The 22985-nt window shown below is 56.0% G+C and carries 25 protein-coding genes; 11 read left to right on the top strand and 14 right to left on the bottom strand.

Annotated features, from left to right (window positions below; genetic code table 11):
- The first annotated feature begins 35 nt into the window (after nt 1–35).
- Nucleotides 36–257, top strand: coding sequence for a hypothetical protein (locus tag ABJ205_RS13165; RefSeq protein WP_348157286.1), 222 nt, complete (start codon nt 36–38; stop codon nt 255–257).
- Here the strand turns inward: ABJ205_RS13165 and ABJ205_RS13160 are convergent.
- The gene (locus ABJ205_RS13160; RefSeq protein WP_348157461.1) at nt 254–1267 is read right to left on the bottom strand and encodes an A/G-specific adenine glycosylase; all 1014 of its coding nucleotides are present in this window, start codon (nt 1265–1267) and stop codon (nt 254–256) included. The genes ABJ205_RS13165 and ABJ205_RS13160 overlap by 4 nt on opposite strands.
- A gap of 47 nt (nt 1268–1314) precedes the next feature.
- On the opposite strand from ABJ205_RS13160, the gene ABJ205_RS13155 reads away from it, so the two are divergent.
- The 4 genes from ABJ205_RS13155 to ABJ205_RS13140 all read left to right on the top strand — a co-directional run bounded on the left by ABJ205_RS13155 (nt 1315) and on the right by ABJ205_RS13140 (nt 7039).
- The gene (locus tag ABJ205_RS13155) at nt 1315–1911 is read left to right on the top strand and encodes a DciA family protein (protein ID WP_348157284.1); all 597 of its coding nucleotides are present in this window, start codon (nt 1315–1317) and stop codon (nt 1909–1911) included.
- Complete coding sequence (locus ABJ205_RS13150) at nt 1908–2684, top strand: thioredoxin domain-containing protein (protein WP_348157282.1); 777 nt, start codon at nt 1908–1910, stop codon at nt 2682–2684. The genes ABJ205_RS13155 and ABJ205_RS13150 overlap by 4 nt, the downstream gene beginning before the upstream one ends.
- Nucleotides 2685–2841: 157 nt before the next feature.
- Nucleotides 2842–3591: a thioredoxin domain-containing protein gene (locus tag ABJ205_RS13145; protein ID WP_348157280.1), complete on the top strand. Its 750-nt coding sequence runs from the start codon at nt 2842–2844 to the stop codon at nt 3589–3591.
- Between the two features lie 22 nt (nt 3592–3613).
- Nucleotides 3614–7039, top strand: coding sequence for an AAA family ATPase (locus tag ABJ205_RS13140; protein WP_348157277.1), 3426 nt, complete (start codon nt 3614–3616; stop codon nt 7037–7039).
- 41 nt (nt 7040–7080) lie between these two features.
- Here ABJ205_RS13140 and ABJ205_RS13135 read toward each other — a convergent pair whose 3' ends face one another.
- The 5 genes from ABJ205_RS13135 to rpmF all read right to left on the bottom strand — a co-directional run bounded on the left by ABJ205_RS13135 (nt 7081) and on the right by rpmF (nt 10286).
- Nucleotides 7081–7521 (bottom strand): MerR family transcriptional regulator, encoded by a 441-nt coding sequence (locus ABJ205_RS13135; RefSeq protein WP_348157276.1) that lies wholly within the window; start codon nt 7519–7521, stop codon nt 7081–7083.
- A 34-nt stretch (nt 7522–7555) separates the two neighbouring features.
- Nucleotides 7556–7858, bottom strand: coding sequence for an integration host factor subunit alpha (locus tag ABJ205_RS13130; protein ID WP_348157273.1), 303 nt, complete (start codon nt 7856–7858; stop codon nt 7556–7558).
- Between the two features lie 120 nt (nt 7859–7978).
- A complete protein-coding gene (locus ABJ205_RS13125) occupies nt 7979–8983 on the bottom strand; it encodes a beta-ketoacyl-ACP synthase III (protein WP_348157271.1) in 1005 nt (334 codons plus the stop codon).
- Nucleotides 8984–9006: 23 nt separating this feature from the next.
- Nucleotides 9007–10077: a phosphate acyltransferase PlsX gene (gene plsX / locus ABJ205_RS13120; RefSeq protein ID WP_348157269.1), complete on the bottom strand. Its 1071-nt coding sequence runs from the start codon at nt 10075–10077 to the stop codon at nt 9007–9009.
- Between the two features lie 26 nt (nt 10078–10103).
- Nucleotides 10104–10286: a 50S ribosomal protein L32 gene (gene rpmF / locus ABJ205_RS13115; RefSeq protein WP_348157267.1), complete on the bottom strand. Its 183-nt coding sequence runs from the start codon at nt 10284–10286 to the stop codon at nt 10104–10106.
- A gap of 302 nt (nt 10287–10588) precedes the next feature.
- Here rpmF and ABJ205_RS13110 point away from each other — a divergent pair, with 302 nt between their 5' ends.
- Together ABJ205_RS13110 and ABJ205_RS13105 are read left to right on the top strand one after the other, a co-directional pair.
- Nucleotides 10589–10984, top strand: coding sequence for an MAPEG family protein (locus ABJ205_RS13110; RefSeq protein ID WP_348157264.1), 396 nt, complete (start codon nt 10589–10591; stop codon nt 10982–10984).
- Nucleotides 10985–11076: 92 nt separating this feature from the next.
- Nucleotides 11077–12201, top strand: coding sequence for a hypothetical protein (locus ABJ205_RS13105; protein WP_348157262.1), 1125 nt, complete (start codon nt 11077–11079; stop codon nt 12199–12201).
- Here ABJ205_RS13105 and ABJ205_RS13100 read toward each other — a convergent pair.
- The gene (locus ABJ205_RS13100; RefSeq protein WP_348157260.1) at nt 12198–12866 is read right to left on the bottom strand and encodes an MBL fold metallo-hydrolase; all 669 of its coding nucleotides are present in this window, start codon (nt 12864–12866) and stop codon (nt 12198–12200) included. The two genes, ABJ205_RS13105 and ABJ205_RS13100, sit on opposite strands and share 4 nt — an antisense overlap.
- A 77-nt stretch (nt 12867–12943) precedes the next feature.
- On the opposite strand from ABJ205_RS13100, the gene ABJ205_RS13095 reads away from it, so the two are divergent.
- Nucleotides 12944–13222, top strand: a complete 279-nt coding sequence (locus tag ABJ205_RS13095) for a hypothetical protein (RefSeq protein WP_348157258.1) — start codon at nt 12944–12946, stop codon at nt 13220–13222.
- 56 nt (nt 13223–13278) lie between these two features.
- Nucleotides 13279–14562 carry an NADH:flavin oxidoreductase/NADH oxidase family protein gene (locus ABJ205_RS13090; protein ID WP_348510064.1) on the top strand — a complete coding sequence of 428 codons (1284 nt, stop codon included), beginning with the start codon at nt 13279–13281 and terminating at the stop codon, nt 14560–14562.
- A 90-nt stretch (nt 14563–14652) separates the two neighbouring features.
- Here the strand turns inward: ABJ205_RS13090 and ABJ205_RS13085 are convergent, their stop codons facing one another.
- A complete protein-coding gene (locus ABJ205_RS13085; RefSeq protein WP_348157255.1) occupies nt 14653–15066 on the bottom strand; it encodes a hypothetical protein in 414 nt (137 codons plus the stop codon).
- Complete coding sequence (locus ABJ205_RS13080; RefSeq protein ID WP_348157252.1) at nt 15063–15725, bottom strand: S24 family peptidase; 663 nt, start codon at nt 15723–15725, stop codon at nt 15063–15065. The genes ABJ205_RS13085 and ABJ205_RS13080 overlap by 4 nt, the downstream gene beginning before the upstream one ends.
- Before the next feature lie 226 nt (nt 15726–15951).
- On the opposite strand from ABJ205_RS13080, the gene ABJ205_RS13075 reads away from it, so the two are divergent.
- Together ABJ205_RS13075 and ABJ205_RS13070 are read left to right on the top strand one after the other, a co-directional pair.
- On the top strand, nt 15952–16197 hold the full coding sequence (locus tag ABJ205_RS13075; protein WP_348157464.1) for a hypothetical protein: 246 nt from the start codon (nt 15952–15954) through the stop codon (nt 16195–16197).
- Nucleotides 16187–16645: a hypothetical protein gene (locus tag ABJ205_RS13070; protein ID WP_348157250.1), complete on the top strand. Its 459-nt coding sequence runs from the start codon at nt 16187–16189 to the stop codon at nt 16643–16645. Before ABJ205_RS13075 ends, ABJ205_RS13070 begins: the two co-directional genes overlap by 11 nt.
- A gap of 61 nt (nt 16646–16706) precedes the next feature.
- On the opposite strand, the gene ABJ205_RS13065 is transcribed toward ABJ205_RS13070, so the two are convergent.
- The 5 genes from ABJ205_RS13065 to ABJ205_RS13045 form a co-directional block, all read right to left on the bottom strand.
- On the bottom strand, nt 16707–18086 hold the full coding sequence (locus ABJ205_RS13065) for an aldehyde dehydrogenase family protein (protein WP_348157247.1): 1380 nt from the start codon (nt 18084–18086) through the stop codon (nt 16707–16709).
- Nucleotides 18087–18113: 27 nt separating this feature from the next.
- A complete protein-coding gene (locus ABJ205_RS13060) occupies nt 18114–19772 on the bottom strand; it encodes an acetolactate synthase large subunit (protein ID WP_348157244.1) in 1659 nt (552 codons plus the stop codon).
- A 223-nt stretch (nt 19773–19995) separates the two neighbouring features.
- On the bottom strand, nt 19996–20934 hold the full coding sequence (locus ABJ205_RS13055) for a D-2-hydroxyacid dehydrogenase (protein ID WP_348157241.1): 939 nt from the start codon (nt 20932–20934) through the stop codon (nt 19996–19998).
- Nucleotides 20931–22373: a cysteine--tRNA ligase gene (gene cysS, locus ABJ205_RS13050; RefSeq protein ID WP_348157240.1), complete on the bottom strand. Its 1443-nt coding sequence runs from the start codon at nt 22371–22373 to the stop codon at nt 20931–20933. Before cysS ends, ABJ205_RS13055 begins: the two co-directional genes overlap by 4 nt.
- Before the next feature lie 33 nt (nt 22374–22406).
- Nucleotides 22407–22985 carry a carboxymuconolactone decarboxylase family protein gene (locus ABJ205_RS13045; protein ID WP_348157237.1) on the bottom strand — a complete coding sequence of 193 codons (579 nt, stop codon included), beginning with the start codon at nt 22983–22985 and terminating at the stop codon, nt 22407–22409.

Here is a 22985-nt window from a genome sequence, read left to right as displayed (position 1 = left end):
TTGAAATTCTTTGGTGTTATACTCATATAACACACATGGGAAATCTTCTTGCTTATCTTTTTGGGCTTATCAGCCTTGTGATCGTCATCCCCTCGACCATTCCGTTTCTTGGTTGGGGCAATTGGTTGGCCATGCCGTTGATTGTAATCGGAATTATCTTTGGCGCCCTATCGTCTAGCGATGGAGGCAGAAATTTCTGTCTCGTGGTCTTCCTAATCGCCGCAGTGCGCTTGGCTATTGGCGGCGGGTTTATCTAAGCTATCGCCAACCGCGCAGCCTTCGCGAAAAGCGTGGGAAGACCCGCCTCTTCGATTTGGCTCACAGACCACCATTCGCCTTCACCTGCAGGAATTTGTTCCCCAGCAATTCGAACAAGTTCAAGCGTCAAATGCGCATGGGTGAAACTGTGCCGCACGGCGCCTAGGCTCTTCATATCGCCATCAATGGGCGCATCGCCTGTGCCGTCGGCTTGCGCGCTCCAGCCATCATCAGGAAGACTGCGCATCCCGCCCAGCATCCCTGTGCCAGGCCGTTTTACAAGCCAGACCTTGCCCTCTCGTTCGATCCAATAGGCAGTACCGGACCGCGCAGGCTTGGCCTTTTTGGGTGGTTTGACGGGTAATCGTTCAGGCTCACCTGCCGCATTGCCTTTGCACATATTTAGCAGAGGGCACAGCAGGCAACGCGGCGCTCTATTGGTGCAAATCTGCGAACCCAAATCCATCATGCTTTGGGCAAAATCGCCCGCACGAATTGCAGGTGTGACCTTATCTGCATACTTGCGAATGGCCTTGCGCGCCCGCGGCAATGGCTCTTCGATATTGAACAGACGTGACATCACTCGTTCAACATTCGCATCGACGACCACCGCGCGCTTGCCAAAGGCGATGCTGGCAATGGCCGCCGCCGTGTACGCGCCCAGCCCCGGCAGTTTCAACAATTCCGCTTCGGTTTCAGGGAAACCTCCTCGCGCTGCCACAGCCCGCGCGCATTTCACCAGATTGCGCGCCCGCGAATAATATCCCAGCCCCGCCCAAGCCGCCATGACGTCTTCGTCGTTCGCCTTGGCAAGATCGAACACCGTTGGCCAAATGGCTGTGAATTTCTCGAAATACGGTTTCACCGCCGTAACCGTGGTCTGTTGAAGCATCACCTCAGATAGCCACACCCTATAAGGATAGGCAGGATCATTCGGACGCTCTGCGCCCGGCGGCACACGCCAAGGTAAATTGCGTGCATGCACGTCATACCAGTCCAAAAGCGTCATTGAGATGGTGGCGGTCACAGGCCGGTTATGGCATGGGCACTTGCACCATGGGAAGCGACACCGACAAAAAGACCCCCAACAAGGGAACGGGCAGCAAGGGAACGGGCAGCAAGGGAACGGGCGCAAAGAGCCGCAAGAAAGCAGGCAAGCCATACACCCGTCCGCGTGGCCGGGGGGCAAAGGCAATTGGCGACCTTATGCCAGAAATCGGCCGTACCGCTTTTCGCCGCTTCGGTTTTGTGCAAAGTTCAGTCGTAACCCGCTGGCCCGAAATTGTGGGCCCCACCCATGCGCTTGTATGTTCTCCCGAAGCCATTCGGTTTCCTCCCGGAGAGAAGTCCGAAGGCATACTGCAATTGGTGGTAAAGCCTGCCCATGCGCCGTTGATCCAACAGGTGCTCCCCGAGATTATTGAGCGGGTAAACCGGTTTTTCGGATACAAGGCCGTTGCGCGCGCTAAAATCAGGCAAGGCGAGGTTAAGCCGCCATCTGGTGAAGAGCGCCCCAAACCGCCGCCGTCTCTTAAACCCATACCAATGGAATTGGGCGACTCTTTGCGGGATATTGGGGATCCAGAACTGCGCACCGTGCTTGAGTCTCTCGCGCGGAACCTTGGTGATGACAAGAAAGACGACAAGAGATGAGAAGTTTCAAACGCGCAGGCCTCATTGCGGTAAGTGCAATCGGTTTGACATTCGCAGGCGCCGTAACGGCTCAAGAGCGCAATCAGGTTGAGGCTGAAAACCAGCTTAAAGATCCGCCAAGCGCATTCGTCAACAGCGGTCGCCGCGCCGCGTGGCATGCCGAAGTCGTCCGGACAGAACACGGCTTTAAAATCGGCAACCCAGAGGCCGAAGCCTCATTGATCGAATGGATCAGCTACACTTGTGGGAGCTGTGCAGCATTCGCTCGCGAGGGCGAAGGTGCGCTGGATCTGGCTCTGCTTGCGCCGGGTCATATGAACGTCGAAGTGCGCCCTATTATCCGTAATATGGTTGACCTGACTGTCTCAATGCTCGTCCAATGCGGCGGCACAGAAGACTTCAAAAACCGCCACCGTATGTATCTGTTGCAGCAAAAAACTTGGCTGGAGAAAGCACGAACTGCACCCAGATTGCAGACATCGACTTGGGGAAGTGGTAACAGATCGGCGCGCATCAGCATGGCCGCGGCACTTGATCTTGATGATATGCTCGCTGAGCGCGGTGTGTCTCGCATGGACATCACTACCTGCCTTAGCGACGATGCAGCGGCCCAAAAGCTGTTGCAAGAAAGCGCGGCTGACCGGAAAGAGTTAGGCATCAATTTAACGCCGAGTTTTGCTCTTGATGGCGAGCTGCTTGACCAAGTTCACGCGTGGGGAACACTTTATCCCGTTATCGCGGAGCGTTTCAAACCCAACAATTCGTCTCGATAGAGGAAATTTATGTGCGTTTTCTCGGATAAATCCGGGTGAAATCTCATGCGAATTCACCTATCCACCCTTTTTGCACAACACGCGCCCTTGGTCCTCTTCCCGACCAAGGGAGCATACGTATAGTCTTTTTGCTTAGATCAGAGGATTCTTAATAGCCATGACCGCCTTTCGCATCTCTATGAAATTGGCAATCACCGCCCCGCTCGCACTTGCCCTTGCCGCTTGCGGAGGGGACGCTGCAACGGACGAACTTGAAGGCGATGTCATCGCCCCAATCGAAGCGCCCGATGGCACCAATTGGGGGGATACCGTCAATGTCAGTGAAAGCGATGGCTATGTCCTTGGTAACCCAGAGGCACCGATAAAGCTCGTCGAATACGCCTCACACACATGCGGCGGCTGCGCGTCTTTCTCTGCGCAGGCTAAGACAAGCATCAAAGAATATGTCGCAACTGGCGTGGTCAGCTTTGAACAACGCAATCTGGTCCGTGACCCGATCGATCTGACGGTTGCGACCCTTGTTCGCTGCGGTGCGAAAGAGAACATGCAAGTCCTTTCCGACGAAGCATGGGGTTTCTTGCCGCAAATTTTTGAGAATGTGCAACGCAACCAAGCCGCATATGAAACCGCCGGCGCGGCTCCGATTGAACAACGCTTTGCAGGCATCGCGCAGGCGGCTGGGCTCATCGACTTTTTCGCAGCGCGCGGCCTTTCTGCCGATCAACAGCTTGCATGTTTGACCGATACCGCAACGATTCAAGCCATTGCCGACAACTCAGCTGCACAAGGCGAAGAGTTGAACATCACGGCAACGCCAACATTCCTCCTGAACGATCGCAAGCTTGATCCGCTAGGCTGGGAAGACCTTGAAGCGACCTTGCAACGTGCAGGCGCTCGCCAAGAGTAAGAGGTAAGAAAACACGTCTTCGATGCAGATCAGCCGGCTCAAACTTTCAGGCTTTAAGAGCTTTGTAGAACCGGCTGAATTGCGCATTGAACCGGGCCTAACCGGGGTCGTGGGCCCCAATGGTTGCGGAAAATCCAATGTCTTGGAAGCGATCCGATGGGTCATGGGGGAAACTTCCGCCAAGTCCATGCGCTCGGGCGGTATGGAAGATGTGATCTTCGCCGGAACCGATGCCCGGCCTAGGCGTGCCTTTGCCGAAGTTGTCTTGCATGCCGAGGATGACCGCGGCGAAGAGCTTGTCGTAACCCGCAGGATCGAACGAGGCGCGGGCTCTGCTTACCGCGTCAATGGCCGCGATGTTCGGGCGAAAGATGTGGCGTTGACCTTTGCCGATGCGGCGACTGGCGCGCACTCGCCTGCTTTGGTGAGTCAGGGCAAGATTGCTCAGGTGATCGCGGCGAAGCCTGCCGAACGGCGCATGATGCTCGAAGAGGCCGCCGGGATCGCTGGCCTTCATGTTCGGCGCAAGGATGCTGAAAGCAAGCTTCGTTCGACCGAGAAAAATCTGGAACGCCTTGAGGATTTAATGGCGGGCCTCGATGCGCAAATGGCATCGCTTAAACGGCAGGCAAAGCAGGCCGAGCGTTACACCAAGCTAACCGAGCAAATCCAACACGCCGAAGCGCGCGTTGTGTTCGCCCGTTGGCGCGATGCCGCATATGCCGCAAAAGAAGCGCGCGCCGCGGCCCAAGGGGCAGAGAACAAGGTCACCCTTGCTCAGACCGCCGCAACCGAGGCACAAACACAGCAGGCTGAAGCTGCCGCGACTTTGGCAGAAGCGCGCGAAGAACTTGCCGATCGCCGTGATGATGCGAGCGCGCATGGTCACCGTATGGCCGCCTTGTCCGAGAAACTCGACGCAGCAGAGCAGCGGCTCAAAGACTTGGACCGCCAACGCACCCGCCTTGAAGAAGATCGGAAGGATGCAGACCGGCTAACGAAAGATGCAGCAGAAGCTTTGACCCGGCTTGAACGCGAGGTTGAGGCCTCTCAAGCGAGCGTAACCAAGGCAGACAGTGAACGCCCTGCCCTTGCCGACAAAAGCGAAGACGCCGAACGCGCCAGCCGCACCGCTGAGCTTTCGCTTGCAAAAGCCACCGCCGATCACGCCGGGGTCGAGGCGGAATGGCGTGTCGCTGAGGCCGCGATTGAACAGGCGAATACCCGGCTTACCCGGCTAGAGCGCGAGCGCGAACGTATCACCGCCATGCGCGCAGAGCTTGCCGATTGTTCAGACGTCGAAGCCGATGTCGTTGCAGCGCAAGCGGCAGTGGATGCGGCGACTTCTAACGTCGCACGCCAGCGCACTCGTCTTGAAGAAGAACAATCGCGCAAAGGTGAGCTTCAAACCTCTCGCGATAATGCCTCAACCGCTCTTGCCAGCGCAAAGGCGGAACTCGCAGGGATTGAACGCGAATATTCGGCTTTAGTGCGCGACCGCGATGCGCGATCCAAACGCGAGAAGGGACGTATTGGCCTTCCTGCCGCGCTCGACAGAGTAAAGATTGCCAAAGGGTATGAGCGCGCAATTGCAGCCGTTCTGGGCCGTGATGCGAAGTCGCCCTTGGGCCTTCCGCCCGACAATCCCGATGGACGGTTTTGGACAGGCGGAACAGGTGGGCCCTCACCTGTTTCTAACAATTTGCTCGATCAGATCACTGATTGCCCAGAAGAACTGCGTGCACGTCTTGCCCTTGTCCATGTGGCCGACAGCGATGATGGCCGGGCGCTTAATCCGGGCGAATGGCTCGTGACCAAGGCTGGTCATCTGCGCCGATGGGACGGATTTGTTGCGCGCGGTGAGGGTTCAGCCGAGGCCGCGCGGCTTGAAGCGGCCAACCGGATAAGCGAGCTTGAAGTCCAGCTTCCTCCTTTGCGCGAAGCCTTGGAAAAGGCGCAAGCGGACGAAGTATCGAGCCGTGAAGAGCTTTCGGCGTTGCAGACCGGCCTGATCGCACAAGAACGAGAGCTTGCTGGCGCAATTGACGAAGAACGAGGCGCTTTGCGCAGCCTCGATCAGGCAGAGTCAGCCCGCGAGCGCAACGCAGCACGGCTCGAAGAACTCGCAGCAACAAGCGCTGATCTAGAAGAACAATTTACGGCCGCAAAAAGCGAAGTCGCTGCTGCTGAACAGGCGCGCTCCGCCCTCCCATCGCCTGATACTGGCCGCGCCGCACTCGAAGCAGCGCGGGCAAAGCACGAGGCCGCGAAATCGAGTGTTCAGGCGGCAATGGCACAGCTTGCTGCGCACGACCAAGGTCTCGCAGTGTCGCGCGAACGATTGGCGGCACAGCAAGCGGATAAAAACAATTGGGAAGCGCGTTCAGGCGAAGCGACCAAACGCGTGGCTGATTCCAATTACCGGCTGGAGGAGATCAGCCAAGAGCACGCCGTCTATTCAGCAAAACCCGCATCTTTGATGGCAGAAATTGAACAAGGCGACGTCATCGCCAAGCGTCTCACCGATGAGCTGCATAAAGCGCAGAGCGAAATGGACCGCTGCCAGGATGCGATTGCAGATGCAGATCGCCAGCTTGCCACTGCGCAAGAGGCATTGGCCGTTGCCCGCGAAGGCCGTGCCACCCTTGCTGCTCGCGCCGAGAACGAAGAAGCCCGCCAAAGCGAGATGGCACGGATCTCAGGCGAGAAATTCCAGTGCCCGCCCCCACTTTTGGCGGAGCGTTTCGAGTTTGATGAAGAACGCGTCGAACCCGCCTCTACCGAGAGTGCAGAGATGGAGCGCCTCACCGCTAGCCGCGAACGGATTGGTCCGGTGAACCTTGTCGCTGCAGACGAACTTGCGCGGATCGAGGAAGAGCACGGCACCAGCGCATCAGAGCAAGCCGAACTCGTCGAAGCGGTTGGGCGTTTGCGCGCCTCCATCGGCAATCTCAACCGCGAAGGCCGCGAACGCCTGCGTGCAGCATTTGAAGAAGTCGACGGCCATTTCCGTGTCTTGTTCACACGCCTTTTCCAAGGCGGCAAGGCCCACCTAGCCCTGGTCGATAGCGATGACCCTTTGGAAGCAGGCCTTGAGATTTACGCCCAGCCTCCGGGCAAGAAATTACAAAGCCTCTCGCTCCTTTCAGGGGGCGAACAAGCACTCACCGCAACCGCGCTGATTTTCGGACTGTTCCTGACAAACCCAGCGCCCATCTGTGTGCTTGATGAAGTCGATGCGCCGCTTGATGATGCCAATGTCGAACGCTTTTGTGACCTGCTCGATTCCATGGTTCAAACAACCAAAACGCGCTACTTAATCGTGACCCACAACGCCGTCACCATGAGCCGTATGCACAGATTGTTCGGTGTAACGATGGCCGAAAAAGGCGTCTCTCGTCTTGTAAGCGTTGATTTGGGAGAAGCGGCCCTAATGGCGGCTGAATAGAGCGATTGGGCGGTAAATCCGCGCGATCCCCGCCAATTGTTCTAAGCCTCAATAGCGCGCGCAAGCCGCATTCTGATCTCTTTGAGCTTGGCGACGCTCTCTGCAGTTGAGGCGGCGGCGCCGGGTTCAGCCGATGGTTGTGGAGTTGCAGGGGCGCCTGCAAATTCTTCACCGTCGCGGCGGTCAAAATCCCGGCGTTCGCCCTTGCGGCGTTCCGCACCAGAAACACCGCTTGAACGCAAAACAGCCTCAGCCCCTTTGAGCGTATAGCCTTCTTGATTGACCAGCCGGTCAATCTCTTCGACCATTTCGATGTCGGCTGGGCGGTAAAGCCTGCGCCCGCCGCTGCGTTTCATCGGTTTAAGCAGCGAAAATTGCTGCTCCCAATAACGCAGGACGTGCGGCTTTATGTTGAGCGCCTCGCTAACCTCGCCAATCGTACGAAAGGCGCTTTTCGCTTTCCCATCGGCGAATTCTACCATTGCGGCGCTCTCTTAGCTGACAAAATCGTTGGCGTTATGACGCGCCAGCGATTTTCTCTTTCAGCAGCTGACTAGCGCGGAAGGTGAGCACGCGGCGCGGCGTAATCGGAACCTCAACACCAGTCTTGGGGTTGCGGCCAACCCGTTCATTCTTGTCACGCAAGACGAAGCTGCCGAATCCTGAGATTTTGACGTTCTCGCCCTTTTCCAAAGCGTCGGACATCTTGTCCAAGATCGCCTCAACCAGATCGAGCGATTCAGCACGGCTAAAGCCCATCTTTCGATTGATCGTCTCGGCCAAATCGGCCCGAGTTAGAGTGCCAACTGAACGCATCATATGCATATCTCCTTAATCGGCGCGATCCCTTAAACCATGGTAGCATAAGCCTTTTCTCAGGCGTACGCAATTCAATGTGTTGGTATCATGCAAAATTTGGCGCATCCATACAAATGCATATCAAATTCGGATGAGACTTGCGCCCCAAGTGAAACCGCCACCCATGGCTTCCATCAAGACTAGGTCGCCCTTCTTTATCCGTCCATCCTTGCGCGCTGTATCAAATGCGAGCGGGACAGACGCGGCCGATGTGTTGGCGTGTCGATCAACGGTGACGACCACCCGCTCCGGCGCGATCTTAAGCTTGCGCGCCGTCGCATCTAGGATACGCTTATTTGCTTGATGCGGCACTATCCAGTCGATCTGATCCGCAGAAACACCGGCCTCTTCAATGACTTCTTTAAGCACATTGGAGAGATTCACGACTGCATGCTTAAACACTTCGGGCCCACGCATGCGCAAATGTCCAACGGTTTGGGTGGTTGATGGCCCGCCATCGACATATAGAAGATCGTGCTGAGCGCCGTCTGCGTGGAGGCGGCTTGCTAAGATTCCCCGAGCGTCTTTCTGCCCGTCTTTTTCGACCGATGTGGATGTAGCTGGCGATTCCAAGACAATAGCGCCCGCCCCGTCGCCAAAAAGAACACAAGTTGTGCGGTCTTCCCAATCAAGGATTCGGCTAAAGGTTTCTGCCCCAATCACCAGAGCGCGCTTCGCCATGCCAGTGGTGAGCAGCGAATCTGCTGTGGTCAGCGCGTAAAGGAAACCCGAGCACACTGCGGCCACATCAAAAGCTATACCGCCATTGCATCCGAGTGCGTTTTGAACCTTTGTCGCGGTCGCAGGGAAAGTGTTGTCTGGGGTCGCGGTGGCCAAAACAATCAAATCAATGTCGTCTGGCGTCAGGCCTGCATCATCCAACGCCGCCAGAGCAGCTTGAATTGCCAATGTCGAAGTCGTTTCGTCCTCACCCGCGATGTAGCGTTGCCGAATGCCGGTCCGCTCGACAATCCACTCGTCAGAGGTATCAACCATAGTGGCCATTTCGGCATTAGTGACGATGCGCTTAGGCAGGGCTGAGCCGGAGCCCAATATTCGCGAGCTAGGCGCTCTTGATCGTGTCACGAGCAAAGCTCCGATGATTGACGTTACGTTTCGTTGGGTTCCGCTTTCGGCCCGTTTCCGCTATGTTTCAAGGCCTCTTCGCCCAATTCACCCAAATCATCCGCAATCCGGTCAATTAGGCGGTTTTCCAAAAGGCTTGCGGCGACCGTTACCGCCTGTGCCACGCCTTTGGCTGTCGCGCTGCCATGGCTTTTGACGACAACCCCGTTGAGGCCGAGAAAGACGGCACCATTGTGGTTGTTTGGGTCAAGATGGTGGCGCAGCAATTCCGTCGCCGGACGTGAAACGAGAAATCCGATTTTTGAACGCAGCGAACTGGTAAAAGCCTGCCGCAACAGATCGGTCACAAACCGAGCCGAGCCTTCGATGGCTTTAAGCGCAATATTACCGGAAAACCCGTCAGTGACTACAACATGCGTTTCGCCGCGATTGATCTTATCGCTTTCGACAAAACCATCAAAAGTCATCGCGAGCCCGGTTGCTTCGGTCAATTGAGTGGCCGCGTCACGAAGCGCGCCAGTGCCTTTGATGTCTTCGGTGCCAATATTGAGGAGGCGTACAGTGGGGCTCTCAAACCCATTGACGATCCGAGAATAGGCCGCGCCCATCACCGCAAATTGCACAAGGTTGCGCGCGTCCGCGTCTGTATTGGCGCCAAGGTCGAGCATGACCACATCGTGAGGTTCGAGCGTTGGCATCAATGCCGCAAGAGCGGGCCGATCAATTCCGGGAAGAGTGCGCAGCGCGATCTTGCTCATCGCCATCAAAGCGCCGGTGTTGCCAGCACTTACCGCAGCGCCAGCCGCGCCTTCCTTCACAGCATTAACCGCAAGGCCCATGCTGGTGGTTTTGGCACGGCGAATGGCTTTTGACGGCAGTTCATCGCCGCTGATCACATCATCGCAATGCAATATTTCGGAAGCGCCAGCCATGCCCGGATGGTTTTCGAGAGCGCGCTTAATCCGCTCCGAATCACCAACAAGCAAGAATTTGAAGCCGGCATGATCGCGGCGAGCGAGCGCTGCGCCTTCGACCATAACGCGCACGCCCTCATCACCGCCCATCGCGTCAATGGCGATACGCGGGAGGGTCATGCGCTAAGTCCTTTTATAATGACGGCTTAAATGCCCTTAGGGGCAAGAACCAGACGGCCGTTGTAGTAACCGCATGCGTTGCACATCATGTGCGGGCGCTTCAATTCACCACAGTTTGAGCATTCAACGAACGCCTCCACTTTCAGCGAATCATGCGCACGGCGATTTCCACGGCGATGCGGGGATACTTTTCTCTTAGGGACAGCCATGGCTCAGCCATTTCCTTAAATATTGCGTTAGAAAGCGCAGGAATCCGGCGCTTTTAATGTGTTTCGGTGACGCCCTTACGGCAAGGTCGCAAGGTGCACAAGGTGAATAACCTTCGCTATTGCGAGTCCTAACCTCAAATGGCGGGAAGGCGCGCGATATAACGCAAAACTCCAAGCTTGCAAGCACCAGCTTGTCTGCGCTGCAATTGGGCGGCGATACAGGCGGGACGTTGCAAGACCCTTCTATTCCCTCTATTTCGGTTTCTGATCAAAACTAAAAACATATTTGAGGGGAACGCTTTATGGAACTTCTGCCTGTTACTTTGGCAACGGCGGGCGCCGCTGCGATTTTGAATATCTGGCTTATGCTTCGGATCGGCGCGGTGCGTCAGGCCGAAAAGATCTCAATCGGTGACGAAGACAATGAAAACCTCATCCGCCGCATGCGCGCGCAGGCCAACTTTGTTGAGAACGCACCCTTCGCTCTCATACTAATCGGCGCGATTGAGCTGTCTGGCAGGGGCGATCCGTGGCTTGCATGGGTCGCCGGGCTCTTCATCATCGGCCGCATCGCACACGGCTTTGGTATGGACGGCGGATCGTTTCAGGTGGGCCGGGTAATCGGCACGGTTGTTTCGATGCTGACACTGCTGGGTCTAGCAATCGTGGCAGCTCTGATCGCTGGCAGAGTGATGTAAAGGTTTGGGGCTGCCAGAGTTGTGACTTTCGCACTTTACCACTGCGATTCCCTAGTAAATCGTTGGCTCGGAGCAACTTCGAGGGGGAAAACATGCAAGCAGAACAACAGGAAAACGTGCTGGCCTATGAAAGCACATGTGATGATGCGATTTGTAGCAACCACGAGTTGCCCGAGGTTTTTGATATCCTGGTTGAGTGCGCACGCGCGCCCTACACCGGCCAAAATCTCGACATAAATCCAGCCGCACCCGGGCCAACGGACATCCTCTTCGATGAGCCGATCATGAAATGGAAGAGCCTGACCCTCTTCGACAAGGCGTTCATCCAATGGGATTTGGCAAAAGACAATGAGACATATTGCCTGATTGTCGACGAGCTTATTGTGAAACAATCAGATCGATCCGTTCCAACTCTGAATTTTCGTTGGTTCTTTCGCGATTACGATGCCTACATGCGTTCGCTAGAAGGGGGTATCGGAGGGAACGCGCCCTCCCCTAGCGGCAAAGGTGCTCATGGCCGCACCGGGGGCACCGGCGGGACTGGAGGCACTCGTCACTCGCCCACCTTTTTTGTGTTCATAAAGAAAATGACAGTGGAAGGCGGCGATCCAAGCGAGGTTAACTTCGAATTCGACCTACCCGGCATTCCCGGGGGCAATGGCGGACGCGGCGGCAACGGCAGCAATGGCAACGTGGGCAAACGCGGAAAAAATGCGCGTTCTGACGGCCCCTTTTGCCGGCGCAATAATGGCAGAGGTGGCAGAGGTGGCAACGCTGGGCGCGGTGGCAAGGGAGGAAACGCAGGTTGCAGCGGAGATGGTGCCTCGCTTTTCTTTTACGTCGGTGAAAACGATATTTGGGACGCGATCGAACGATCTCGTTTCAGATTGAATGGCGGCGAATGTGACGGTGACAGCCGAGGTGTAGGTGGACGACCCGGCCAAGCGGGTAAACCGGGTAAAACTGGCCCCGTCGGCAGCCGAGACGGCAATTGCGGAGAGCCAAGGCGTTATCTCAACCACAAACCTGGGAAGCCTGCATTTGGTACGCCAGCATGGCGAAATCACAATATGGGTGCCGGTTTAAACGCAACCGAAGGACAAGACGGCGATTACGATGTCGAGCTTCTCGAGCCGATCACCGATATTGTCTTTCAAGAACCGTCTCAGCCGATTGACGAGGAAATCTTGGTTACACTCGTGACCGACGAAAATTAACTTAACGCGTAGTCGCTGACAAAGGCATTGGTCTGGCGTTCCCTACCAAAGGTGCTGGTGGGGCCATGGCCGGGGATAAAGGTTATGTCTTCGCCAAGTGGCCAAAGACGCTGCGTTATCGAATCGATCAAGTCCTGATGATTGCTGCGCGGGAAATCGGTGCGCCCGATAGACCCTTGGAACAAGACATCGCCCACAATTGCAAACTTGCTGGGCCCGTGGACGAAGACGACGTGGCCGGGGGTGTGGCCGGGGCAATGGATCACATCGAGCGTCAATTCACCCACTGTCACCGTGTCGCCCTGCTCTAACCAGCGGTCAGGGGTAAAGCTTTTCGCTTCCATCCCGTAACGCGCGCCGTCGCTGTCGAGTTGCTCGATCCAGAAAAGGTCATCCTTGTGCGGACCTTCGATCGGCACGCCGAGCTCTTCCGCCAACATGCCCGCCTGCCCGCAATGGTCCAAGTGGCCGTGCGTGATGAGAATTTTCTCCAAAGTCACACCCGCTTTGGCGATGCCGTCTTTAAGCTTGTCCAGATCGCCGCCCGGATCGGTCAACGCTGCCTTGCCTGTGGCGGTGCACCAGATCAGCGAGCAATTTTGCTGCAATGGCGTCACAGGAATGATGGCGGCCTTCATCGGAGGCTGTTTTGGCGTGTCGGTCATGGATGCGGTTTGGTAGCTTGAATGGATAAATTCAATCGGTAAGTTTGAGTTGTCACTTAAGAAAGCGAACACTAGCGATGCCCAATCGTGAAAAGCAGTCATGGCTCTATCGGTTCTCAGAAGCATTCATCGGTACGGCGATCTTTATGATTTCCTGGCCGCTCAGTTTGTTTGCCATCGCCAGCGCGTCTAACGCTTTCGCTTTCGACATCGGAGGTACGACAATATTTGGAATATCGCTGCTGGTTGCAACGATCGCCTCAATTGCGCTGTTTGATCTGGCACATCATGTTTGCTCGAGGCTCTGGGCAAAGGTCGTGCACCCAAGTCAGCGTGATCGCCTCGACGAAAAATAAGTTTCCCATTGAAACCAGTTTGCTATGCTTCGAGGCAATCGGGGAGAGAAAACACAATGACACTCGCAAGCGAACTCAAACTGCCTTGCGGCGCGGTGATGCCCAATCGCCTATCGAAAGCGGCGATGACCGAGGGGCTGGCTGACCCGCAAGGGCTGCCGACGCCGGAGCTCACGCGGCTTTATCGCATCTGGGCTGAGGGCGGTTCGGGGATGCTGCTCTCGGGCAATATACAGATTGATGCCGACCATTTGGAACGCCCCGGCAATGTCATCATCGACCGCGACCTGACCGAAGATGAGCGCGCCAAGTTTCGCGAGTGGACAGATGCTGGCACGTCGAGTGGCAACCAATTCTGGGCGCAGATCAGCCATGCTGGGCGCCAATGCTTTAAGATCGTGAACCCGCACCCCAAGGCGCCCTCTGCCGTCAAAGTCGGCATTCCCGGCGGGCAATTTGGCGAACCTGTCGCACTTGAGGCCGGCGAGATCGAAGACATCATCGCTAGCTTCGTGCGGGCGGTGCGGACCTGCCAAGAGATCGGCTTTACCGGCGTGCAAATCCACGGTGCGCACGGCTATCTCATCTCGCAATTCCTCTCCCCGCGCACCAATCAGCGAAACGACCAATGGGGCGGCAGCTTAGAGAACCGCGCGCGGGTCCTGACCGAAGTAATCCGTGGGTCACGCGAGGCGGCGGGGCCAGAATTTCCCATCAGCGTCAAATTGAACAGCGCCGATTTCCAAAAAGGCGGCTTTGCCTTTGAAGACAGCGTGCAAGTGGTCGCATGGCTCGAGGAATTGGGCGTGGACCTCATTGAGATTTCCGGCGGCACCTATGAACAGCCCAAACTGCTCGGCATTGAAGGCATGGAACCAGCCGAAAACCCCGAGGTCGCCAGCTCCACCGCCGCGCGCGAAGCCTATTTCGTGGATTTCGCGCATGCCATGAAACAGGCCTGCAAAGTGCCGCTGATGGTCACAGGCGGCTTTCGCAGCAAGGCAGCTATGGAACAGGCATTGGAGAGCGGGGCTGCGGATGTGATCGGCCTAGGCCGCCCGCTGTGCGCCGATCCCGATGGGCCAAAGCGATTGTTGGAAGGGGAGGCTAGCCTCCACCGCTATGAAGATGAACTCTCGCTCTTCCCCGCTCCCTTGCGGTTCCTAACCGGCATCAAGGCTCTGCGCGCAGCGGCGAGTTTTGCAGTGCAATTCTGGTTCTATGGCCAGATTTATGCACTTGGGCGGACGGGTAAGTCGGATAAGGGCCTCTCTGTGTTCGCCGCTTGGAGGCAGACCGAGGCGGAACATAAAGATTGGCTGAAACGGCGGCGGGGTTAAATGCAAACTCCGTTCGTGCTGAGCCTGTCGAAGCACGCGCGCGCCCTTCGACAAGCTCAGGGCGAACGGATGATGCTTAGAACGCGCAGACTAAATCCGCCGCTCTTCGAACCATTCAAGACAAAACAAGGCAAAAAACACTGCTGTGACGGCACCGAAAAACACACCTATCTCAATTTGGACGAGCAGCTTTGTGATAGCAAAACCAAGACCAGCTCCTCCTGCCACAAAAACCACTTTTGCCTTCCAACCTGATACAAATTTCGGGACCAAATGGTGCACAATTCCAAGAAGCAGGAACAATCCTGAGCCGGTAAATCCCAATGAGAAGAACTGGACGAATACAGCCGATCCAAGGTTCGGCCGGTATGCAATCCAATAGGCAGTCTCGAATGCGCGGCCATCCCAGATCGCATTACCGTTCCTGAACACAGTCACCATCAGGATGGTGTTCACAATCGAAGCCAAAAGGATGGCTGCAAGAAAGCGCTTTTGATTAATCATATCCGCCCCCCTTTCCAAACCACCCGGCCAATCACTTCCATCTCATCCGCCGCCACATCTACCGGCGGATAGGCCAAATTCTGGCTGAGCAGCGAAAACCGCCCTGCCCCGGCCTGCGCGATGCGTTTGACCATTAACGTATCGCCTAGGCGCACCACATGCACACCGTCCCGGAACGCCCGCGGTGCGGTGTCGATCAGGATCTCATCACCATTGTTAAGAAGCGGTTCCATCGAATCCCCTTCAACCGTGATCGCTTGAAGCTTCGCCCCCTCAAGGCCCTGCTCCGCCAACCAACGGCGCGAAAAGCGGAAGGCATCAAAGGGCTTTTCTCTATCGGGTAATGCACCCGGCCCTGCAGAGGCGCCAATATTGAGCCGGGGCACGTCAATATAGTCAATATCCTGCGCAACAAGACGCGCCTTGTAGGAATTTTCCTTCGACCTTCCATCGGGTGCGCCTAACTCGGATTCATCCACACCAAAGAACTCAGCCAAGGTTTTTCGGTCCCCTTCTTCCAGCTTTCGCGGGCTGCCCTTCTTGATAAATTGCTGGAGGTAAGAGGCGTTTCTTCCAAGCAATTCTGACAGGCTTGCAAGGCTGGCTGCGCGCTCTTTTGACAATTGTGCCAAGCGGTTACGTGCATCTGGCTGACTCATCTTCAAACCCCTTTTGATGATGCCCATGCCTCTGCTTTGGCGAACATCCTTTACAAATCCTTCCTAGACGAAAGATTTTTCCTAGACAAGTAGGAATTGGAATGGAACATTATAGGAACATTGAGCGATTCGCGGTGCAGACGAAGCTCGGTAACCAAGGAACGGAACACCGAAGGGGATCATGATGTTGATCAGAAAAGTCGAATGCTTCCTACAGGCGCACAAAATGGCCGCGACAAAATTTGGCCGTCTTGCGGCCCACGATCCACGCTTTGTCTTGGACCTGCGCATGGGCCGAATCCCGCGCCCGGCAACCGAAAAGCGCACGCTTGAATGGATGGCTAAATACGACGCGCAAAATCCGGAAGGTGCTCGCCCGCATTCTTTCCGCCGTCTGTCATCCGCGTCGCCGAACACCGCTTTTAAGGCGGTACCTGATCTCGAAGTGAAAGGGTTTCGCCATGCTGCTTGATCCCCAACGCCTTGGCCGTGCGTCCTTCGGGAACGCCATTGGCGCGCTTATTGGCATCCCTCCACTTGAGACCAAATCCGCACAAGGTGAAGGCCAGCAAGCCAAGTCGAAGAAGAGGCACCCAATGCGGGCTCGCCGCACGACCGGTGACCGTCTTCGCGAAGCTCTCCTAAAACTCTCTGGACACTGCGCCACATGCGTCAAACATGAGGAAAAGGCGTGGAGTTCAATCACCTTTTCCGGCACGCGGCACGAGGTGACCTTGCGCTTTGATGGGGCCGAGGCAGTAGCCAATGGCGAGGAGCTTATGGAGCTGCTGCCCGAGCATGAATTCTCCATCCCCGGTCAATTGGTCGCCGATGCAACCATTCGCGAGGTCGATCACCATTTCGGCATGAACGAACGGCTCGAAATAACGGCGGTACTGTTGCTGCTAGAAGAGAGTTGAAACAGCTGCGGGGCGAAAGCTAAAAAGCCTCGCCCCGCAGCATCATTTCAATTCATCAAACTTATGACTTGATGACGATCATTTTTTCATGCGTCATTTCGTGGCAGGTGTACGGAATACCGCCCACGCCGTGGCCAGAACTTCTTAGCCCTGCAAACGGCATCCAATCGGTGCGGAAGGCAGAATGGTCATTCACCATCACTGCCGATGCATCGATATGCCGGTATGTGTGCATCGCCCCCTTTAGGTCGTTTGTATAAACGGCCGCCTGGAATGCGACTTCGAGCGAGTTTGCCTGTGCAATGGCATCATCGACATTGTCATAGGAATAGAGGCAGACGACTGGGCCGAACACTTCTTTGCGAGAGATGGTCGCGTCCTTAGGCGGGTTAAGCAGCAAGGTCGGCGCATAGGTGGTGTCCGAAAGCTTCTGGCCCCCGCAGAGCACTGTCGCTCCGCCTGCCCGTGCTTCTTCGACCCATTCAGACACCCGGTCGACTTCCCTTGGCCGGATCAACGGACCGCATTCAACCGTTTCATCCGTCGCATTGCCAACTTTGAGCGCCATCACGCTTTTGGTCAGTTTTTCCGCGAGTTCATCAATGATCGAGCTGTGTGCGAAGACGCGTTGAACCGACACACAGACCTGACCCGAGTGGTAGAAACCACCCTTTGTTAGGCTTGGCACGGCTGCATCAATATCCGCTGACGCATCAACGATAACGGGGGCCACACCGCCATGTTCAAGCGCGCAGCGCGCGCCCGGAGCAAGCTTTGAACGCAAAGACCAACCAACACCTGCCGAACCGATAAAGCTGAAGAAGGCGACGCGCGGATCGGTCACCATCTTTTCAGCCGCATCGCGCGGAGCGCAGGTCGCGCGGCACCAATCTTCTGGCAGACCAGCTTCGTGCAGGATCGAAACAAATTCGAAGCACGACAATGGGGTATCGCCCGATGGCTTAACGATCACGGGGCAGCCCGTGGCAACAGCCGGGGCAACCTGATGAACGATCAGGTTGAGCGGGTGATTGAAAGCCGAAATCGCAACAACAACGCCAATCGGTTCACGCGTCGTCCAGGCCATCCGACCATCACCCGCAGGGGTAAGTCCCATGGGAATTTCGGTGCCTTTCAGCGATCCCATTTCATGGATGCAAAGCTCCATACCGTTGATGGCACGGTCCACTTCGACGCGTGCATCCATCAACGGTTTCCCGCCTTCATCCGCGATTTGGAACGCAAGGTGTTCCTTACGTTCCTCCATGATTTTCATCGCTTTATGCAGGATTGCGGCGCGCTCATGCGGTTTCATCCAACCATCACGGTTGCGATACAATGCTTCCGCCTTGGTCAAATAGCCATCTACGACATCCCACGAATCGGCAGGGACGCTGCCAATCGGCGAAAGGGTGAATGGGTTCACGACTTCGAGATTCATACAATAAGTCCTTATCGACCGGAGCGATCAGAGTTCTTTGCTGAGCTTTTTGATGTCGATGTTCAGGATCTGGTCGTTCTCGGTGTAATCCACCGGGCAATCGATCAGATGAACACCCGGCGTATCGCGGCAATGCGCAAGTACCTCGGTAAGGTGCTCACTGCTTTCCACCCGGTGACCGTGACCGCCATAACTTTCGACATATTTGACGAAGTCTGGGTTGCCATAGGTGAGACCGAAATCGTCAAAACCCATATTCGCCTGCTTCCAACGGATCATGCCGTACGCATCATCGCGAAGGATCAGCACAGTGATATTAAGGCCAAGGCGAACCGCGGTCTCAAGCTCCTGAGAGTTCATCATAAACCCGCCGTCACCGCAGATCGCCATCACATGGCGGTCTGGATACAGCATCGCGCTCATCATCGCGCTTGGTAGGCCTGCACCCATGGTCGCCAGCGCATTGTCGAGCAGAACCGTGTTGGGCAGATAGGCCGTAAACCCGCGAGCGAACCAGATCTTGTAAACCCCATTATCGAGGCAGATGATGCCGTCATGCGGCACACAGTCGCGCACTTGCTTTACGAGGTGCGGCGGGAAGATCGGGAAACGCGTGTCGTTTTCAAGCGGTGTCGTGTGCGCCACTTCTGCGGCGCGGTAAGACAGCGCCTTATCAAAGTTCCAGCTGCGGTTGGGCGAGATGTCTTCTTTGATTTGCCAGATTGCATTGCCGATGTCGCCAATCACCTCGATTTGTGGGAAGTAAACGGGGTCTACCTCAGCGGTGTTGGTGGAGACGTGGATGACTGTCACGCCGTTGTCCTGCATGAAAAACGGCGGCTTTTCTATCACATCATGGCCGACATTGATGATGCAGTCTGCTGCCTCAACTGCGCGGTGGACGAAGTCGCCCGCGGACAAAGCTGCACAGCCTAGGAATTTGGGGTGGCGTTCGTCGATCACGCCTTTGCCCATTTGCGTGGTAAGGAAAGGAATGCCCGTTTTCTCAACCAATTGTTCAAGCATACGCCCGGCGGTTTTGCGGTTGGCACCAGCACCAATCACAAGGACGGGGTGCTTCGCCTTTTCAATCGCTTCAACGGCTGCACGAACCGCTTTGGATTCTGCAGAAGGACGGCGCGCGACGCTTTTTGGAAGCGGTTTCCAATCGCTCGTGGGCTCTTCAGCAATATCCTCAGGCAGCTCGATCAGAGTTGCGCCAGGCTTTTCCTCTTCGGCGAGGCGATAGGCCTCGCGAACGCGGCTGGGAATGTTGTCGCCTGCAGCGATTTGAACCGAATATTTGGTCACCGGCTCCATAAGGGAGACGATATCGACAATTTGGAAACGGCCTTGCTTTGATTTCTTGATCGGCTTTTGACCCGTAATCATCAGAACCGGCATACCGCCAAGCTGCGCGTAAGCCGCAGAGGTCACAAAGTTCGTAGCTCCCGGGCCAAGCGTCGCAACGCAAACGCCGGTCTTACCCGTATGACGGCCATAGGTTGCCGCCATAAAACCTGCGCCTTGTTCGTGGCGCGTCAAGATCAGCTTGATTTTGTCAGAGCGGCCAAGCGAATCGAGAAAGTCCAAATTCTCCTCACCCGGCACACCAAAGATGTATTCGCAGCCTTCTGCTTCCAGACATTCGATGAATACGTCGGACGCTTTTTTTGTATCAGTCATAATCGCAATTTCCCCCGTTTTGCACCCAACAATAAGGTTGGCGGTGCGGGCTAAGACATAGCCCTGTGTTCGCTTAGAATAACAATTGGGTTACGCGGCGCGCTGCATTCCAAATCCTAGAGCGCGCGCAATACCCTGTGTACGCGCAAGAGTATTGCAGGAATCCATCAGATTCCAAGTGCACAATGCACAATTTGCATCAGACATGGGCGCCTTAAGGGGATCAATAACCCAATTTCGGATCAAAAATTGGCGCAATTGGCTCACCTTCCCGGTATTTTTGCAAGTTTTCAAGGAAGCGCTGCGCACTTCGGATGAACATCATATTCTGCGCGCGGCCAGACAAGTGCATTGAGATATGGGCGTTATCCAAAGTCCACAATTCATGCTCATTCGGGAGTGGTTCCGGCGTTGTGACGTCGAGGAATGCACCTTCGATCGACCGTGCCTTAAGCGCTTCAATCAAAGCGAGCTGATCGACCACTTCGCCGCGTGCAATGTTCACAAGAACCGCTTCACGCTTCATCGCGGCGAGTTCCTCCGCCCCGATCATATTCTCGGTCTCAGGCGTTGAGGGCACTGCCAGAATGACCCAGTCAAACTCACCCAATTTGCCGCGCCATTGATCGGGTGTCAGCACACCCTCGCCCCCTGAACGGCGCACGACGGTGACGTCTACATCGAAAGCCTCAAGGCGTGGTTTGATAAGTTTGCCAATCGCGCCATAGCCCAAGAGCAGCGCCTTGGAGCCAGCCAGTTCACGCTTACCGGGGCTGTCCATCAACCATTCGCGGCGCTCCTGTGCGCGAACCACATCGCGGTAACCCTTGGCGATATTGAGCATGCCCATGATGGTGTATTCGGCGATGGTGATTGCATTGATGCCAACGCCGTTCGTCACGGTGATCCCGCGATCAACCAGCACATCCATCGGCAGAAAATCGAGGCCCGCATAGATAGAATTGAGCCATTTGAGGTCGGTCGCTGCATGCAGGGCAGCCGCCATCGCTTCTTTCTCATTCATATCGAACCAGCCGATTTCCGCGCCTTTGACCGCTTCGAGAGCTTCCTCGTGGGTCATAAACCAGCTGACTTCGATATCTTCTGGCAATTGGGGTTCAAGCAAAGGGCGAATGAGGCCAGAGGCAGCAAGTTTGGTCATAATTTCCACTCCCAACCCAGCGGGTCGCCGTCCATCACCTCTACGCCTCTTGCTGCGAGGTCATCGCGGATCGCATCGGATGAGGCAAAGTCCTTTTCGGCCCGTGCGGTTTTACGGCGGGCAAGCCCGTCTTCGATCTCGGCTTCACTGATTTCGGCAGAAACCGGACGAATGCGCAAGTCTTCGCGGGTAAGCTCAAACAGCTGTAGCCCCAAAACCGCGTCCATATGTTCGATCACTGCCCGCTTAATCTCTGGCGCGACCTTTTTGACCGCCAAAGCGTCTTCCAAAGCGGTAAGCGCGACCGGGGTTCCCAAGTCATCCGCAATCGCTTCTTCAAACTTGGCAAGGGATGCTGCAAACTTCTGGTGCTCGGCCATCGGCTGGCTCTCCGCATCCTTTAACCGCTCAACGAGCATTACCATGCGTTTAAGCCGCGTAAGCGCGGCCTCAAGCCCCTCCCAAGAGAACTCAAGCTCAGAGCGGTAATGCGCCTGTAAGCACATCATCCGGTAGGCCAGCGGGTGGTACCCTTTGCCAAGCAGCAATTGCAGGCGAAGAAACTCTCCGCTCGACTTAGACATTTTGCCGGACCGCTCAACTAGGAAGTTGTTGTGCATCCAGATGTTCGCGCCCGAATTGCGCGCTTCGGATAGCCCCCCGCAGCCGCAAAACGCTTGGTTCTGCGCAATTTCATTGGGGTGGTGAATTTCGCGGTGGTCGATGCCGCCGGTGTGAATGTCAAACGGGAAACCAAGCAGCTTCTCGCCCATGACCGAGCATTCAAGGTGCCAGCCCGGCGCGCCTTTGCCCCATGGGCTGTCCCATTCCATCTGGCGCGTTTCGCCAGCAGGGGTCTTGCGCCAAATCGCAAAATCCGCCGCGTTGCGCTTACCTTCAACCGTATCGATCCTGCCTTCACCGTCTTCGGTAACAGCGCGCGCAAGGCGGCCGTAATCCTCGATTGAAGCAACGTCGAAATATAGCCCGCTTTCCAGTTCATAGCAGTGCTTGTCCGCAATGCTTTTCGCAAACTCCAACATCTCTTCGATATAGTCGGTTGCGATTGACCATTTGGCGGGTGCGCGAATGCCAAGCGCCTCGACATCGGCCCAATAGGCCTCGGTATAGTGCTTTGCGATATCCCAGATGGACTGCGCTTTTTCAGCCGCCATCTTCTCCATCTTATCCTCGCCCTCATCTGCATCATCGGTGAGGTGGCCCACATCGGTGATGTTGATGATATGCGTAAGCTTGAGCCCTTGGTGGCTGAGCGCGCGCCCCAGAATATCCGCAAACACATAGGCGCGCATATTGCCGATATGCGGGTAATTGTAGACCGTCGGCCCGCAAGTGTAGACCCGCGCCTCGCCTTCGTGGACGGGGGTGAAGGGCTCGATCTCGCGGGTGAGCGAGTTGAAGAGTTTAAGGCCGGTCATAATCAGGCGCTTTTATGCAAGCCCTCGCCGGGGTCAACCGTCCCAATCGCGCTGCGCAAAGGTTTCTTTCGCAAAGTTGAGCGGTTCTTCCTCTAACTCGCTGCCAATCGTGTCGTTGTAACGGTTGAGGAAACCAAACAGCGATATCACCGCAACAATCTCAACAATCTGCTTGTTAGAATAGTGTTTTTTAAGCTCGTCAAAATGCGCGTCGGTCGCGCCATTGGGAACTTGCCCGCCAACCAAAGCCAAATCGAGCGCGGCGCGTTCGGCATCGGTGAACAGGTCGCTGGTTTGGTATTCCCAAACCTTGGCAATCTTCTCGGCGTCTCCGCCCGCGCGGTGCGCCTGATGGGTTGTGTGGGCGGAGCAATACCGGCACCCGGCCGCATTGCTGGCCACTGCTGCGATCATATTCTTGAGTGAACGATCCAGTTCGCCCCCGCCCAAGATGTTGGCTGCAAACGGTGCAAAAGTTTGAGCAAGCTCTGGCCAATGCGCCATGGAGACAGAGGAGTTGGGCAGAAAGCCCATAAACGCCTCTGCCATGGCCATGCCTTGTCTAAGTTCGGGTGTGAGCTGTTCCTCGCTTGGCGGATCAATACGGCTCAT

The sequence above is a fragment of the Erythrobacter sp. genome (genome assembly GCF_039988855.1).
Classification (GTDB): Bacteria; Pseudomonadota; Alphaproteobacteria; order Sphingomonadales; family Sphingomonadaceae; genus Erythrobacter.
Note: the sequence above shows the minus strand (reverse complement) of the source record. Positions and strands in the feature narration are given on the sequence as shown.

Coding starts and splice junctions, on each gene's coding strand:
- ABJ205_RS13165 (WP_348157286.1), top strand. CDS start 36: ATGGGAAATCTTCTTGCTTATCTTTTTGGGCTTATCAGCCTTGTGATC.
- ABJ205_RS13160 (WP_348157461.1), bottom strand. CDS start 1,267: ATGACGCTTTTGGACTGGTATGACGTGCATGCACGCAATTTACCTTGG.
- ABJ205_RS13155 (WP_348157284.1), top strand. CDS start 1,315: ATGGGAAGCGACACCGACAAAAAGACCCCCAACAAGGGAACGGGCAGC.
- ABJ205_RS13150 (WP_348157282.1), top strand. CDS start 1,908: ATGAGAAGTTTCAAACGCGCAGGCCTCATTGCGGTAAGTGCAATCGGT.
- ABJ205_RS13145 (WP_348157280.1), top strand. CDS start 2,842: ATGACCGCCTTTCGCATCTCTATGAAATTGGCAATCACCGCCCCGCTC.
- ABJ205_RS13140 (WP_348157277.1), top strand. CDS start 3,614: ATGCAGATCAGCCGGCTCAAACTTTCAGGCTTTAAGAGCTTTGTAGAA.
- ABJ205_RS13135 (WP_348157276.1), bottom strand. CDS start 7,521: ATGGTAGAATTCGCCGATGGGAAAGCGAAAAGCGCCTTTCGTACGATT.
- ABJ205_RS13130 (WP_348157273.1), bottom strand. CDS start 7,858: ATGATGCGTTCAGTTGGCACTCTAACTCGGGCCGATTTGGCCGAGACG.
- plsX (WP_348157269.1), bottom strand. CDS start 10,077: ATGACCCTCCCGCGTATCGCCATTGACGCGATGGGCGGTGATGAGGGC.
- rpmF (WP_348157267.1), bottom strand. CDS start 10,286: ATGGCTGTCCCTAAGAGAAAAGTATCCCCGCATCGCCGTGGAAATCGC.
- ABJ205_RS13110 (WP_348157264.1), top strand. CDS start 10,589: ATGGAACTTCTGCCTGTTACTTTGGCAACGGCGGGCGCCGCTGCGATT.
- ABJ205_RS13105 (WP_348157262.1), top strand. CDS start 11,077: ATGCAAGCAGAACAACAGGAAAACGTGCTGGCCTATGAAAGCACATGT.
- ABJ205_RS13100 (WP_348157260.1), bottom strand. CDS start 12,866: ATGACCGACACGCCAAAACAGCCTCCGATGAAGGCCGCCATCATTCCT.
- ABJ205_RS13095 (WP_348157258.1), top strand. CDS start 12,944: ATGCCCAATCGTGAAAAGCAGTCATGGCTCTATCGGTTCTCAGAAGCA.
- ABJ205_RS13090 (WP_348510064.1), top strand. CDS start 13,279: ATGACACTCGCAAGCGAACTCAAACTGCCTTGCGGCGCGGTGATGCCC.
- ABJ205_RS13085 (WP_348157255.1), bottom strand. CDS start 15,066: ATGATTAATCAAAAGCGCTTTCTTGCAGCCATCCTTTTGGCTTCGATT.
- ABJ205_RS13080 (WP_348157252.1), bottom strand. CDS start 15,725: ATGAGTCAGCCAGATGCACGTAACCGCTTGGCACAATTGTCAAAAGAG.
- ABJ205_RS13075 (WP_348157464.1), top strand. CDS start 15,952: ATGGCCGCGACAAAATTTGGCCGTCTTGCGGCCCACGATCCACGCTTT.
- ABJ205_RS13070 (WP_348157250.1), top strand. CDS start 16,187: ATGCTGCTTGATCCCCAACGCCTTGGCCGTGCGTCCTTCGGGAACGCC.
- ABJ205_RS13065 (WP_348157247.1), bottom strand. CDS start 18,086: ATGAATCTCGAAGTCGTGAACCCATTCACCCTTTCGCCGATTGGCAGC.
- ABJ205_RS13060 (WP_348157244.1), bottom strand. CDS start 19,772: ATGACTGATACAAAAAAAGCGTCCGACGTATTCATCGAATGTCTGGAA.
- ABJ205_RS13055 (WP_348157241.1), bottom strand. CDS start 20,934: ATGACCAAACTTGCTGCCTCTGGCCTCATTCGCCCTTTGCTTGAACCC.
- cysS (WP_348157240.1), bottom strand. CDS start 22,373: ATGACCGGCCTTAAACTCTTCAACTCGCTCACCCGCGAGATCGAGCCC.
- ABJ205_RS13045 (WP_348157237.1), bottom strand. CDS start 22,985: ATGAGCCGTATTGATCCGCCAAGCGAGGAACAGCTCACACCCGAACTT.